Raw genomic sequence first — 13921 nt, forward strand, 5'->3', positions numbered from 1 at the left:
CTAGGTTTTTTTTGCTAGATTTTGTCAAATTAGGTTGATTACTCTTTAAATCAACCATTAAAACTACAACGGACAGTTATTGCATATTCAGTGCACGTATCGGATACGTAAAAGAAATAGGATTACCATGAGCCAAACCACACAACATGATCTGATTGGTATTGCTGATGTCGCAGCCAAAATCCCCGCTTTCCTGAAAAAAGTACCGAACTTGGTCAATGGGCTTAGGCAGGCTTATTTACGTACCCCAAATACTGCTGCAGGTTTGGGTCTCGCTTTTGAAAAAGCGGTACAGCGCAACCCGGAAGGTATTGCCCTGCGTTTTGAAGACCAGAGCTTTAGCTATACAGAACTGAATGGTTGGGCCAACCAGATTGCACATTACTACCTGTCGCTAGGTGCGAAAAAAGGCGATGTCGTTGCCCTGATGGTCGAGAACCGCCCGGAAATGGTCGCCAGCGTGATTGGTCTGGCCAAGCTTGGCGTGACCATTGCCCTGCTGAATACCTCACAGGTCGGTAAAGTGCTGGCACATAGCATTAATCTGGTCAAACCGATTGCCCTGATTGTGGGTGATGAATGTCACGCCGCGGTTGCCGAGATCCGTGATGAACTGAATATCGCGGCGGACCGTTTCCACTGGTTTGCCGATCAGCCTACCCAGCAAAATCCTGGTCAGGCACCTGAAGGTTTTATCAATCTTGCTGAAGTCATTGATACTTTCCCGAAATTCAATCCATCAACAACACATAGTGTGCAAGGTAAAGATGGTCTGTTCTACATCTACACTTCCGGCACTACTGGTCTGCCGAAAGCCGTAATCTTTACCAATAGCCGCTGGACCCTTGCTTATGGCACGTATGGTCATGTGCTTAACCTGGGTACAGAGGATGTGATGTACTGCACCCTGCCACTGTATCATGCGACGGGCATGGTGGTATGCTGGTGTGGTGTGATTGCCGGTGCAGGGACATTTGCAATCCGCCGTAAATTCTCGACCTCTTCATTCTGGAAAGATGTACAAAAATTTGATGCGTCTGCAATTGGGTATGTCGGGGAACTTTGCCGTTACCTGATGGATGCACCTTCTTCAGAGCTGGAAAAAGGTCACCGCGTCAAGAAAATGATCGGTAACGGTATGCGTCCAAATATCTGGGATAAGTTCAAAAACCGTTTTGGTATTGAAGAAGTACTTGAACTATATGCATCCAGTGAAGGCAATGTCGGTTTCAGCAATGTGTTCAATTTTGACAATACTGTCGGCTTCTCCCCAACTCCCTACGCGATTGTTGAATTCGATAAAGACAAAAACGAGCCGGTACGTGATGCCAAAGGTCACTGTAAACGCGTCAAAAAAGGCACAACAGGTCTGTTGATTGGTAAAATTACCCGTCGTTCGCCATTTGATGGCTATACCGATCCGGAAAAGAATAAGTCTGTCATTATGAAAGATGTGTTCTGCAAAGGTGATGCCTATTTCAATACCGGCGACCTGGTCCGCGACATCGGTTTCCGTCATGCGCAGTTTGTCGACCGTTTGGGGGATACTTTCCGCTGGAAAGGTGAAAATGTATCGACGACCGAAGTGGAAAACATGCTGACCGAGTATGACAAGATTGTAGAGGCAGTGGTATATGGGGTAGAAATTCCAAACACCAATGGTCGTGCTGGTATGGCAGCCATTACACTGAAACCGGAAGCTGAACTGAACGATACCGATCTGAAAGAGATGTTGAGCTGTTTCAAGAAATGTCTGCCTGCTTATTCGGTTCCGGTATTCCTGCGTATACAGCAACAGGTCGAAACCACTGGTACTTTTAAATATCAGAAAAATAAATTGAAAGAGCAAGCATTTGATCCAAGCAAGACTGATGAACGTTTACTGGTGTGCTTACCGGGAGCAGATGCTTATTGCGATGTAACGGCAGAAGTTTTTACTAACATCCAGGCCTATCAATATCGCTTCTAAGTGCTGAAGTTGCCTATTTTTTGTGTATATAAATTCAATTTGTTGCATTTATAATCAAACATGGGCAACTTTGTTATTTTTTACTTGCGCTGATTTCATATCTTGCTACAATACGCTCCATCAAATGATATGGGTCGTTAGCTCAGTTGGTAGAGCAGCGGACTTTTAATCCGTTGGTCCCGCGTTCGAGTCGCGGACGACCCACCATTTATTTGACAGCCTAAGATGGGTCGTTAGCTCAGTTGGTAGAGCAGCGGACTTTTAATCCGTTGGTCCCGCGTTCGAGTCGCGGACGACCCACCATTCTTCTTCTATTCTGCGAAGATCATAACACCTGTATATTCCAATCAAGATCATCAACCGATCACGGCTTTGATTTGTATTTTCTGAATTCTTGCTCTCTTCATTTTAAAATATGCTGGGATTATTTTAGATATATTTGTGCGTTATTCGTCTAGTTGCTAGAACAAGAGCTTTTTAAACTATGAGGCGTGGTTTCAAGTCCTATACCACCACCAAGCTACAGTTTTCTTTCAATCGTCTTATAATTTTTTATCTGTATCTGGGCTATTTCAACGCATCAGGATTTTTGTGAGTTTTCTTAGTCTACCCTCGCCTTATTGTGGCGAAGGGGATTGATTATCAATATCTTTTACCAGTTCATAAGATATACGTGGCAGCACATAATATCGATCCATCAGCTCTTGACGATTTTCTTGCTGGGTTTTTGCAATATTCATCACCAGCTTGGTATTGTCTTTGACAGTATAATACAAAACCAGGCCCTCTTTACGGTAGACCACCAGCTCCTTACGAGTGGGATTCAATTCCCAACGGTCTTTACGATAGGTTGAATAAGGTGTCGCCATCTTGTTTTGGAAGGTAAATAGCTGACCATGTTGCAAGATACTGCGATATACCAGACCATTCGGGGCAAGGGTGAGAATAAACATTGCCTTGCCATTTTTGCAGGGAGAAAAACCATCATCATTACAACTGACTTCCGTGTAATAGCGTCCAACGAAGTCAACCGCATAATCTGGAATAGGCTGCCCATTAAAGCCATCTTCCTCTCTGAAAGTGGCATGACCAGCAATATCAGTCAGTTTCTTGGCTTGAGTACTTTCATCTAGCGCTTGATTAGCGAGAGAAACAGCTACCTCCTCTTTATGGTGCAACTCAAGTTCAGTATCACTGATCGGTTTACCCGAATGACGCTCACACCCCACCAGCCCGAGTGTACCCAGCAATATCACACCGAGCTGATACTCCAGTCTCTTGAAAACTTTAAACACCTTAAATTTCATTTAATTCAACCAGATTATGAACAGCCAAGCATTTTTATAAAATCAAAGGCAGGAGATTATTATTAAATTCAGGAACCTTCGTCTTCATGTTAAAGATTCCGAGAAAAATACTTAATCCCAATTTACATAAATTTACGAATAAATTTTATTTAGACACTTTAAAAATAATGACTTAGCTCCATATTTTAAGAGGAACGTCGTTGTTCTTTTATCTTAATTATTAAGGAGACCTGAATGGCCAATGTTGGTTTATATCGCTCTAACCGCTCGAACATGATTGCAGGTGTGATGGGTGGTATTGCTGAACGTTTTGGTTGGAATGCAAATTTACTGCGTCTGATTTTCGTGGTGATCTCTATAATGAGTGCCGCTTTCCCAGGTATCCTGGTTTATCTTGTACTTTGGCTGATCATGCCAAAAAAGCAAGCTATGGTTGAACATACGCCGCATCAGTCTACGGGCTATCAACGACCAATTCGTGATGTAAATAAAGATCCGCTGTAAGTTTCCTTTTTATAGAGTAAATAGTAATTCCCTTTTGCGCTGTGGCATTTCCCCTAATGACCACAGCTTTTTTTTGCCTGCTTCAGGCGATTTAATAAATTGTTAAATTATTTCTCTAGCCTTTGCCAACCGGCTGATTTCTCTATAACTTAGTTAAAAACTCCTTGAAATGGATTCAGGATGACACAGGCTGAATGGATTGTACTGTGCTTATGTGCTGTAGCAGCACTGCTGCATGGCTTGAGTGGGTTTGGCTTCCCGATGATGAGTACTGCGGTACTATCCAGCCAATATCCATTGAGTCTGGCAGTGACACTGGTCATTTTCCCCTGCCTGCTCCTGAATCTGTTGATGCTGAATGCTGATCCGCGGCACAGTCTGCTGCAGAGCATTCGCTATTATCTCAAACATTATTGGCCACTGATTTTAAGCAGCTTGATTGGCAGTTTGTTCGGAGTCAAACTGCTGCTATGGCTGAATGAAGGCTATCTCAAACTGCTGCTAGGAACAGTAATTATATTTTATGTACTAGATCAGCTTCGCTCCAAACCTTTTCAGAGCAACCCGCATATTCTGAGTATGGTGTGTTTTGGTTTATTGGCTGGTGTGATTGGTGGAGCGACCAATGCCATGGCTCCTTTCCTGATGATGTATCTGCTCAGCAGCCAGCTCAGCAAGACCGATATCGTCATTATCAGCAACCTGAATTTTATTGTCAGTAAACTAATCCAGTTACTTTTATTGTTCCCAATCCTGATCCAGATTAATCCACAACAACAATCCATTTTGATCGGTATTACCATTTTTGCTTTGATTGGCGTCTGGATTGGCGGAAAAATCCGTCATCGCCTGTCACAGCGGCATTTTAAATTTTTAGTTTTGGGCTTATTGATGGTTTTAGGCATACAGGCTCTATGGCAAAGTACTGCATTATTACAACATTCAAATCACCTTTTTTTAAATTAGTATAATTTGTAATCAAACCGCTTTATGATTAGAAAAATTCTTCATAAAAATTAGCTGTATAAAAACAAGGAGTGTGCGTATGACAAGTCAAAACCTTGCCACCCCCACCAACGTTATGCCCAAAGGGGTAATGAAAGGATGGATCCTGATTATCATCGCGGCCATTGTAGCCTTTATCCTGTATCAGGTTTTACCTTATGACCAGAATGCTAGCAAAGGTCTGGCTCTGCTGGCTTTTATTGGTATTTTGTGGCTGACAGAAGCAATTCATATCACTATTACTGCCCTGCTGATTCCCATACTGGCAGTACTGTTAGCCATGCCGATGGCCGACGGCGATGCGCTGGTACCCATTACCACACAAGCTGCTTTAACCACCTTTGCCGATCCGGTTATTTTCCTGTTTTTTGGTGGTTTTGCACTGGCAACGGCGCTGCATATCCAAAAGCTGGACAAGAAAATTGCCATGTGGATTATTTCCTTATCCGGTGGACATTTAGGTATTTCAGTATTGGCCATTTTTGCCGTGACTGCCGCCCTGTCCATGTGGATTTCCAATACCGCTACCGCAGCCATGATGTTACCGCTGGCGCTGGGTTTACTTTCGCATCTGGATGTCGAGAAAGAACGTAAAACCTTCGTATTTATTCTGCTCGGGATTGCCTACTCCGCCAGTATTGGTGGTCTAGGTACAATCGTAGGTTCGCCACCGAATGCCATTGCTGCCAAAGCGCTGGGTTATGACTTTGCAGACTGGATGAAAATTGGTTTGCCAATGATGTTCATTATCTTGCCTGCGATGCTGATCAGTCTTTATCTGGTGCTGCGTCCCAAGCTGAATCACAAAGTACAGTTTGTCACTGAAGATATTCCCTGGACCCGCAGCCGTATTGCAGCAATGTTACTATTTATCTGTACTGCCCTGGCCTGGATTTTCAGTAAAAAGCTGACCGAGAACTTTGGAATTAGCCAGCCAGATACCTGGATTGCAATTCTGGCCGCATGTATGGTGGCAATTTTGGGTACCGCAACCTGGAAGCAGATTGCAGAGAATACTGACTGGGGCGTGCTCTATCTGTTTGGCGGCGGCCTGACCTTGAGTGCCATTTTAAAAGATTCAGGCAGCTCTCTGGTCTTGGGGCAAACTCTGGCAAATACCTTTGGTGATACTTCACCTTTAGTGATTATCTTTGTGGTAGCAACCTTCATCATTTTCCTGACCGAATTTACCAGTAATACCGCATCCGCTGCACTACTGGTGCCGGTCTTTGCCGCCATTGCCGATCAGATGGGAATGCCTAAAGAAATTCTGGTGATTGTGATTGGGATCGGCGCATCCTGTGCTTTCATGCTGCCTGTAGCAACACCGCCGAATGCGATTGTCTTTGGTACCGGTTATATTCAGCAGTCGGAAATGATGAAAGTTGGCTTTGTCCTCAACATCATGTGTATTTTCCTGGTATCGCTATTTATTTACTGGTTCTTTCTCTAAAGATGAATGGATTAAAAAAGCACGCTACGGCGTGCTTTTTCATTTTCGAAGATAGATTTACATCCGTCCAGATCAGGCACTCAGCTTGAAATGATTCAACTCCTGATATAAAGCGGCAATCATGTCAGCACGGCTAATGATACCAACCAGCTGACCTTCGTCCAGCACCGGAATATAATTAAAGGAACGCTCAACAAAATACGGCACCAGGTCCTGAATCGGCTGGCCTGGCTGTACAGTCACCACCTTCCGGCTCATGATATGTCCGACTTCAGATTCCCAGCCACTGCGAATGTCGGTGGCACGCTCAAACCATTCCACCAGCTGGTACATCGCTAAAGTTCCAACCAGTTTCTTTTCCGCATTCACTACCGGCAGACTCATCAGATTCATCTGTCGGAATTTTGCCAAGGCATGCCGGATATCATCACTTTCCTGCAAGCTGGCAACGTCTTTACTCATGATATCCTGACACAGGAACTGGCTGTCAGCACGTTCACTGGCCTTGCTCTGTGCTTCCAGAATAATTTTTTGCAGATCATATTCACTGATATCTAGTAACTGGGTCTGTTGATCAAGTACAGCCTGAATATCCTGTGGCTGAATCGTCACTTTCTGGGTCGGGGTTGGATCTTTAGAACGAGTATTAATCTGCAGCTGTTGCGGATAAGCCTTACCCAATATCCGGTTAAATACAATCGCTACAACCATCAACAGTACCGAGTTCAGCAAGACCGGATAGAACACAAAAGCATAGCCCAGCTCATGAATGGCATTGCCGCCCAGTACTGCTGTAATCGCCACCGCCCCACTCGGTGGATGCAGAGAATCGGTGCTTAACATCAATATAATCGCAATTGCTACGGCCAGACTGAATGCTAGGGTCGGGCTGGGAAACAGCAAACTACAGCTCACCCCTACGATCGCGGCAATAGTATTTCCAACCACCATATTCCACGGCTGGGCCAGCGGACTGGCAGGTACGGCAAACAGTAATACTGACGAAGCACCCATCGGCGCGATATACCACGCCTGAAAATCACCCAGTGCCCACAGGCTGATTAAAGACGACAGTGCCAGACCGATCAATGCACCTAAACCACACAGGATACGGTCTTTGACAGGGAGAATTTTAAAATTTGGCTTGAGGCTTTGCAGCCATTCTGAGGAACTATGCAACACGGTTGGCCTGAATTATTGTTTTGGGGAGTGCAGGCATTATAAAACCCTTGGCTTTAAAGATGTATTTATTTTATATCTTTTACTCATTGGTTTTTCTGCTTATGCTGAGGGTGCTCTATCTAAAAAATTATAATCAGGACCGCGCCTAAGCGGCGTATTTTCTTCTCTCAAACAAGAATAAAAACGATGCATTTTCTAATCCAGTCTTTACAACAAACCAAAACCGGAATTGCAGTACAACTGTTGCTGGCACCTGTACTCGGTTTAGCCTCACTCTATGGCCCTTTGATGTTCGTGCTGCTGATCTTGCACTTGTTATTCCTGGCTATGACTTCGAGCTCACTTCTACTCTCGATGGTGACTTTCATGCTGATCATGTACATTTTCGGGCTGCTGTTCTATCTCTGCCTGATCTATATTCCTTTATGTAACAGTCTATTCGTATTACACCATCTACAGCAGTTTCATATCTTCAGTATTGTGCTGGTAGGTATTCTGGCAACGCTGATTCTGGCTTATTTCCTAAGTTCTAATGATCTGCTCAGTACTCTATTCATGATTTCCTGCTTTAGCCTGCCCTCTATCAGATTTTTTATCTTTCTCAGTCTGCGTGCGCATGAACAGGCAGTTGCGTCAGGCGAATAAAAAGTGGCGCAGGCAATTCATGGATAACCTTTGCCACTCCCCTGTAAAATCCTTATAATCAAGCACAATTTTTCTCTAATTTTAAGTGGATGACCATGAGTCGCGCCATATCGCATATTGATACCTTCCAAGGCTTAATTCTTGCCTTACAAAACTACTGGGCGGAGCAAGGCTGCGTCGTGTTACAGCCTTACGACATGGAAATGGGTGCAGGGACATTCCACACTGCAACTTTCCTTCGTGCGCTAGGTCCTGAAACCTGGAATGCTGCTTATGTTCAGCCATCACGCCGTCCGAAAGATGGCCGTTATGGTGAGAACCCGAACCGTCTGCAACATTATTACCAGTTCCAGGTTGTGCTGAAACCAAACCCAGACAATATCCAGCAGCTTTACCTAGATTCTTTAAAAGCTATCGGTATTGATCCTTTAGTTCACGACATCCGTTTCGTGGAAGATAACTGGGAATCTCCAACACTGGGCGCTTGGGGCTTAGGTTGGGAAGTTTGGCTGAACGGTATGGAAGTGACTCAGTTCACTTACTTCCAGCAAGTTGGTGGTGTTGAATGCTACCCAGTTACTGGTGAAATCACTTACGGTCTGGAACGTCTAGCCATGTACCTGCAAGGTGTAGACTCGGTTTACGATCTGGTTTGGACCAAAGGTCAGTTCGGCACTGTGACTTATGGCGATGTGTTCCATCAAAATGAAGTAGAACAATCGACTTATAACTTCGAATATGCACCAGTAGAAAAAATGTTCGAACTGTTCGATTTCTACGAAGCTGAAGCGACCCGTTTAATTGAAGCTGAACTGCCACTGCCTGCTTATGAGCAAGTGATTAAAGCATCACACAGCTTTAACCTGCTGGATGCGCGTGGCGCGATCTCTGTGACTGAACGTCAGCGTTATATCCTGCGTGTTCGTACTCTGGCACGTTCAATCGCGACCAGCTATGTGGCTGCACGTGCGAAACTTGGTTTCCCAATGGCAGAACCTCACCTACGTGACGAAGTCCTGGCTCAGCTTAAAGCTCAAGTAGAAGCAGAAGCGGCTCAAGCAGAAAAATCAGCGGAGAACAAATAATGTCTAAACATACAGTTTTATTTGAACTTGGCTGTGAAGAACTTCCACCAAAAAGCCTGAAAAAATTACGTGATGCTTTAAAAGCTGAAACTGAAAAGGGCTTAAAAGATGCAGGTCTGGCTTTCGACGCAATCGAAGCTTATGCAGCGCCACGTCGTCTAGCACTTAAAATCGTAAATGTCGATGCTGCTCAAGCCGATACGCAAAAACGTTTTGACGGCCCTGCTGTTCAAGCTGCTTATGATGCTGAAGGCAAACCGACGAAAGCGCTTGAAGGCTTTATGCGCGGTCAAGGCATTACGGTTGATCAAGTTTCTACTTTCCAAGCCGGTAAAGTTGAGAAAGTATGTTACTTAAAAGACGTGAAAGGTCAAAGCCTTGATGTGCTTTTACCGCAAATTTTACAAAATGCGTTAGATAATCTTCCAATTGCAAAACGTATGCGTTCTGCGGCAAGCCGTACTGAATTCGTTCGTCCTGTAAAATGGGTGGTGTTGTTAAAAGACAACGATGTGGTTGATGCAACCATTCAAGATCACAAAGCAGGTAATGTGACTTATGGTCACCGTTTCCATGCACCTGAAGCAATCACCCTTGCACATGCTGATGAATATCTTACGAAGTTAAAAGCAGCGCATGTTGTGGCTTCTTTTGAAGAGCGTCAAGCAATCATTGATGGTCAAGTGAAAGCACTTGCTGATGAAGTCAATGCCATTGCGATTGTACCTGCGGATTTACGTGACGAAGTGACTGCACTGGTTGAATGGCCTGTTGCGCTTCGTGCAAGCTTCGAAGAACGCTTCCTTGCTGTTCCTCAAGAAGCATTGATTACCACCATGCAGGACAACCAAAAGTACTTCTGCTTAGTGAATGCTGAAAATAAATTACAGCCTTACTTCATTACCGTTTCAAACATTGTGTCGAAAGATCCGACACAGATCATTGAAGGTAACGAGAAAGTGGTTCGTCCACGTTTGTCTGATGCTGAATTCTTCTTCTTACAAGATCAAAAGCAACCGCTTGCATCACGTAAAGAAAAGCTTGCGAACATGGTCTTCCAGGCAGAGCTCGGTACGCTTTGGAACAAGTCTGAACGTATTGCGAAATTGGCTGTTGCTCTTGCGCCAATTACAGGTGCAAAAGCGGAAGATGCTGAAAAAGCTGCCCTTCTTGCGAAATGCGACTTAACCTCTGAGTTAGTGGGTGAATTCCCAGAACTTCAAGGAATCGCAGGTACTTACTACGCACGTCTTGAAGGTGAAAATGCTGAAGTGGCTGAATCTCTAGGTGAGCAATACTTACCTAAATTCGCTGGTGACGTTTTACCAAAAACCAAAACAGGTACAACCATTGCCCTCGCGGATCGTTTAGACACGCTCACAGGTATTTTCGGTATCGGTCAAGCACCAACAGGTTCGAAAGACCCGTTTGCACTACGTCGCTCTGCAATTGGTATCCTTCGTCTTGTGACTGAAAACGAGCTTGATGTTTCAATTGAAGATTTGATCAAACTTGCACTTGCTGCCTATGGCGATGTATTGAAAGATCACGACAAGACACTAAATGATGCGGTTGCATTCTTAGAAGGTCGTTACCGTGCGAAATACGAAGACCAAGGTGTTGCAGTTGATGTGATTCAAGCGGTTCAAGCGTTGTCGCCAAAATCACCACTTGATTTTGATAAGCGTGTCAATGCGGTCAATCACTTCCGTGCATTGCCTGAAGCTGCTGCGCTTGCTGCTGCCAACAAACGTGTGGCTAACATTTTGGCAAAAGAAGCTGCGCCTACCGGTGAAGTCGTTGAAGCAAATCTGGTGGAAGATGCTGAAAAAGCATTGTTCGCTGAACTTGCGAAAATCACGCCTCAAGTTGAGCCGTTATTTGCTGCTAAAGACTACACCGCTGCATTGTCTGCGCTTGCTGCACTTCGTGCGCCAGTGGATGCGTTCTTTGACGGTGTCATGGTGATGGCGGATGATGCTGACCTGAAAGCAAACCGTTTACGTATGCTTGCACAGCTTCGTGACCTGTTCACTAAAGTTGCGGATATTTCGGTATTACAGCATTAAGTTATAACTTCTTGTAAGTTAAATAAAACCCCGCTATAAATTAGTGGGGTTTTTTTAATATATTTAGAATGCAAAATATCGACGAAATTAGAGAAAGAATTTATTCCTTACTTGGAAAACACCTTATTCGTTTTCAAACAATAGAGATGAGGCTAAAAAGCCTCGTGAAGATGAATAGAACTATTATTTCTAAACCCAATGATCTACCACTGATTATAGAACCATCTGTACAAAATCAAACATTAGGTGGTTTAACTACAAAAGCTTTAAATTCATTGTTTCTCGTGAATCCCTCAGAGGAAGATACGATCATTCCTGAACCTGAAGATGCTCTTCGTCTAGATATGAAAGTATCTTTTAATTTATGTGAACACAGTCATCATAAACTAAATAGCCAACTACAAGAATTTGTTAAAGATCGAAATTTCATAACACATCACTTTCAAGAAAAATATAATTTATCCAATCTCGATGAATCCAAAGCAGCTGTTGATTTTTTATTAACTTTGGAGAAAAAGCATAAGCCTTTTTTAGATCAATTTGATCAATATTTTTTGACGGCTCAAAAAAGCTTAGAGACTCAAATTAATTTTTTAAAATCCAATCTGTTTAAGACACGTTTCCTCTTCCCTGCAGATGAAATTTATAAAGAAATTGAAAGTTTAATCATTAATAATAAAAAAAATGATGGTTGGATTTCACTGACAACCGTAGGCACATCAATTAATAAAAAATTTCCTGATGCTAATCAAAAAATCAAAATGGAATACGGATTTAAAAATCTTAATGATTTAATTCTTAATACAGGGCTATTCTTACTTAAAATCGAACCTACACTTAAAGGTGAAAGAATACTAATTCAGGTAAACAATGGTGAAGCGATATTTGAATTAATTGAAAACTAGTTTTTATAGCCATTTTTCATTCAAATCCCTATACTCAACCTAACAACACTCAACAAGAAAGAATCATATGAAATTTAAAGCTCTTATTTTGACTGGTCTTGCGGGTATTGCCCTTTCAGCGTGTACATCTCAACCGACCGTTCCTCAACTCCAACTGGGCGTATTACAGGAAGTACAGAATCTTGAGGTTTATCCTGAAACGACGAACAACAGCGCAAAACTGACCAAATTCATGGACAAATGCGTGATCGAATTTAGAGGCCAGCTTGAAAGCAGCCGCGTAATTGAACAATGGTCTTTTAAAGGTTTGACCCTGATTGATGCTGGCTCAGCAACTTTCCAGCGCGACAACACCAGCACTGCACAGAAATTTGACCTGCACAGCGAAACCGCTCAAAAGAACTTCCTGGCACTACGTAATCACTTTGCCAAAGAAGCAATCGAACAGTGTAACTAAGCACCCCGCCCTGTATTTACATCAAATATGGGGCAACTTTTCTTTCAAATAGTCTTCCTATCAAATTTATTCTCTACCTATTCTTGAGATCAGCCAGCTTTACTTCCTTCTTTCTCGGATCATTTAAGTGAATCGCACAGAATATTCATTGTTTTTACATTACCTTCCATTACACTGAAAACAGAATTAAGACCGTTATCCCAATCTGCGAGGTCGATCCCTTATGACCCTGAAAAAACGACGATGAAAAAACCAAGATCCTCAGCACCGCATTATTAATGTGTGCGCCTATTTTTATCCAGACTGTTCAAGCCAGTGAAACGCAGCAAGATGCAAAACCGATTGTTCCTTATGGTGATAATCCCAATCTGCTGCATGTATTTGCTTATAAAACCCAACAAGGTGTAATCAATACCGCTGAAAAAGTGGGTGCAGCAGCAGAAAAAGGCATTGCCAAGATCAAGCCGGGTGTGGATCGTGCCTGGGACAATACCAAATCCACCGCAGCCACCACCATTGAAAAAGTAGACCAAGGCGCAACGCAAGTGGCTCAGCAAACCGGTCAGAAAATCCAGCAGACCAAAGATGTCTGGCGCGGTAATCAGCAACAGCAAGTCCCGATTGAGCAGCAGCCTTTAAGCCAATCTTCAACAGCAACGCAAAATGTCACACCGCAGTCACCATCCAGTTCAGGTGGTGCAACCAGTTATGCAGTGGATGATCTCTAAAAAATAGGATATTAAAAAAAGCCCTTTATGGGCTTTTTTTGAGCATGAAGATATTCAAAACTTTCTTTATACTTAGTTAAAATAATGAGAAAAATAAAAATGAAAAAGGTGCTCCTCAGCTTTATAGTCGGTATTCTATTTGGTGTTTCAATCCTGTATATCGTTTTACTGGTTTCTGGTAAAAGGGTTACTTCTCCTACCGAAGTCCATAATGAATTATCCCCTGTCCCAAGCCTTTCTACTTCAAATCGGTATACTCATAAATCTGAAGGTAAAAAAAATTCAGCACATTGGATATCTGGAGGAAGATGAATTTAAATCTACTGAAGGTAATGAGGCAAATCTCTATCAATTACCAGGTATGTGCAAGTTAACGATTGGTCTCTATGGCGAAACTATTTATAGCTATCGCACTGCTTATTTTCACAAAAATCACTTAATTTACATATTTGAAACCGACTATCGAACTTCTTATGGTCAATTCCTTGATAAGAATACACCTGAGTCCAAACGTATTTATCAGGAAATAGTCTTCAATCCAAATTCCCAACTTGTACAAGACGAATTTTCTAAATTATGGTCTAAATACATTAGCCCAGAAAACAAAAAAAA

General features: G+C 43.0%; 13 protein-coding genes and 2 tRNA genes. 13 read left to right on the top strand and 2 right to left on the bottom strand.

Annotated elements, in window-relative coordinates:
* Positions 1–127: 127 nt before the first annotated feature.
* From HADU_RS02735 to HADU_RS02745, 3 genes are all read left to right on the top strand, one after another.
* On the top strand, positions 128–1969 hold the full coding sequence (locus tag HADU_RS02735) for a long-chain-acyl-CoA synthetase (protein ID WP_008303373.1): 1842 nt from the start codon (positions 128–130) through the stop codon (positions 1967–1969).
* 131 nt (positions 1970–2100) lie between these two features.
* Positions 2101–2176: transfer RNA gene (locus tag HADU_RS02740), tRNA-Lys, on the top strand.
* A gap of 20 nt (positions 2177–2196) precedes the next feature.
* Positions 2197–2272 (top strand) — tRNA-Lys (locus HADU_RS02745).
* Positions 2273–2586: 314 nt separating this feature from the next.
* On the opposite strand, the gene HADU_RS02750 is transcribed toward HADU_RS02745, so the two are convergent.
* Entirely contained in the window at positions 2587–3276 is a 690-nt protein-coding gene (locus tag HADU_RS02750; RefSeq protein WP_008303374.1) for a hypothetical protein, read from the bottom strand.
* Positions 3277–3510: 234 nt separating this feature from the next.
* On the opposite strand from HADU_RS02750, the gene HADU_RS02755 reads away from it, so the two are divergent.
* The 3 genes from HADU_RS02755 to HADU_RS02765 all read left to right on the top strand — a co-directional run bounded on the left by HADU_RS02755 (position 3511) and on the right by HADU_RS02765 (position 6238).
* Positions 3511–3780: a PspC domain-containing protein gene (locus HADU_RS02755; RefSeq protein ID WP_004813390.1), complete on the top strand. Its 270-nt coding sequence runs from the start codon at positions 3511–3513 to the stop codon at positions 3778–3780.
* A 180-nt stretch (positions 3781–3960) separates the two neighbouring features.
* Positions 3961–4746: a sulfite exporter TauE/SafE family protein gene (locus tag HADU_RS02760; RefSeq protein WP_008303377.1), complete on the top strand. Its 786-nt coding sequence runs from the start codon at positions 3961–3963 to the stop codon at positions 4744–4746.
* 79 nt (positions 4747–4825) lie between these two features.
* The gene (locus HADU_RS02765) at positions 4826–6238 is read left to right on the top strand and encodes an SLC13 family permease (protein WP_004813395.1); all 1413 of its coding nucleotides are present in this window, start codon (positions 4826–4828) and stop codon (positions 6236–6238) included.
* A gap of 72 nt (positions 6239–6310) precedes the next feature.
* Here HADU_RS02765 and HADU_RS02770 read toward each other — a convergent pair whose 3' ends face one another.
* Positions 6311–7420, bottom strand: coding sequence for an HPP family protein (locus tag HADU_RS02770; RefSeq protein ID WP_004813397.1), 1110 nt, complete (start codon positions 7418–7420; stop codon positions 6311–6313).
* A 186-nt stretch (positions 7421–7606) separates the two neighbouring features.
* Here HADU_RS02770 and HADU_RS02775 point away from each other — a divergent pair, with 186 nt between their 5' ends.
* From HADU_RS02775 to HADU_RS02805, 7 genes are all read left to right on the top strand, one after another.
* Complete coding sequence (locus HADU_RS02775) at positions 7607–8065, top strand: hypothetical protein (protein ID WP_008303380.1); 459 nt, start codon at positions 7607–7609, stop codon at positions 8063–8065.
* Between the two features lie 95 nt (positions 8066–8160).
* The gene (gene glyQ, locus HADU_RS02780) at positions 8161–9150 is read left to right on the top strand and encodes a glycine--tRNA ligase subunit alpha (RefSeq protein ID WP_005232423.1); all 990 of its coding nucleotides are present in this window, start codon (positions 8161–8163) and stop codon (positions 9148–9150) included.
* Positions 9150–11219, top strand: coding sequence for a glycine--tRNA ligase subunit beta (gene glyS / locus HADU_RS02785; protein WP_008303384.1), 2070 nt, complete (start codon positions 9150–9152; stop codon positions 11217–11219). The genes glyQ and glyS overlap by 1 nt, the downstream gene beginning before the upstream one ends.
* Before the next feature lie 170 nt (positions 11220–11389).
* Complete coding sequence (locus HADU_RS02790; protein WP_004890405.1) at positions 11390–12124, top strand: OST-HTH/LOTUS domain-containing protein; 735 nt, start codon at positions 11390–11392, stop codon at positions 12122–12124.
* Between the two features lie 67 nt (positions 12125–12191).
* On the top strand, positions 12192–12581 hold the full coding sequence (locus tag HADU_RS02795) for a hypothetical protein (protein ID WP_004813407.1): 390 nt from the start codon (positions 12192–12194) through the stop codon (positions 12579–12581).
* Positions 12582–12859: 278 nt separating this feature from the next.
* On the top strand, positions 12860–13309 hold the full coding sequence (locus tag HADU_RS02800; RefSeq protein WP_008303388.1) for a hypothetical protein: 450 nt from the start codon (positions 12860–12862) through the stop codon (positions 13307–13309).
* Positions 13310–13520: 211 nt separating this feature from the next.
* Positions 13521–13921 (top strand): hypothetical protein (locus HADU_RS02805; protein ID WP_008303389.1); only part of this gene is annotated, 401 nt, incomplete at its 3' end.

This window comes from Acinetobacter sp. HA, from assembly GCF_000264725.1.
Classification (GTDB): domain Bacteria; phylum Pseudomonadota; class Gammaproteobacteria; order Pseudomonadales; family Moraxellaceae; genus Acinetobacter; species Acinetobacter schindleri.

What these genes read in the sequence shown, in the direction of transcription:
- HADU_RS02735 (WP_008303373.1), top strand. Translation starts at nt 128, where the DNA reads ATGAGCCAAACCACACAACATGATCTGATTGGTATTGCTGATGTCGCA.
- HADU_RS02750 (WP_008303374.1), bottom strand. Translation starts at nt 3,276, where the DNA reads ATGAAATTTAAGGTGTTTAAAGTTTTCAAGAGACTGGAGTATCAGCTC.
- HADU_RS02755 (WP_004813390.1), top strand. Translation starts at nt 3,511, where the DNA reads ATGGCCAATGTTGGTTTATATCGCTCTAACCGCTCGAACATGATTGCA.
- HADU_RS02760 (WP_008303377.1), top strand. Translation starts at nt 3,961, where the DNA reads ATGACACAGGCTGAATGGATTGTACTGTGCTTATGTGCTGTAGCAGCA.
- HADU_RS02765 (WP_004813395.1), top strand. Translation starts at nt 4,826, where the DNA reads ATGACAAGTCAAAACCTTGCCACCCCCACCAACGTTATGCCCAAAGGG.
- HADU_RS02775 (WP_008303380.1), top strand. Translation starts at nt 7,607, where the DNA reads ATGCATTTTCTAATCCAGTCTTTACAACAAACCAAAACCGGAATTGCA.
- glyQ (WP_005232423.1), top strand. Translation starts at nt 8,161, where the DNA reads ATGAGTCGCGCCATATCGCATATTGATACCTTCCAAGGCTTAATTCTT.
- glyS (WP_008303384.1), top strand. Translation starts at nt 9,150, where the DNA reads ATGTCTAAACATACAGTTTTATTTGAACTTGGCTGTGAAGAACTTCCA.
- HADU_RS02790 (WP_004890405.1), top strand. Translation starts at nt 11,390, where the DNA reads ATGAATAGAACTATTATTTCTAAACCCAATGATCTACCACTGATTATA.
- HADU_RS02795 (WP_004813407.1), top strand. Translation starts at nt 12,192, where the DNA reads ATGAAATTTAAAGCTCTTATTTTGACTGGTCTTGCGGGTATTGCCCTT.
- HADU_RS02800 (WP_008303388.1), top strand. Translation starts at nt 12,860, where the DNA reads ATGTGTGCGCCTATTTTTATCCAGACTGTTCAAGCCAGTGAAACGCAG.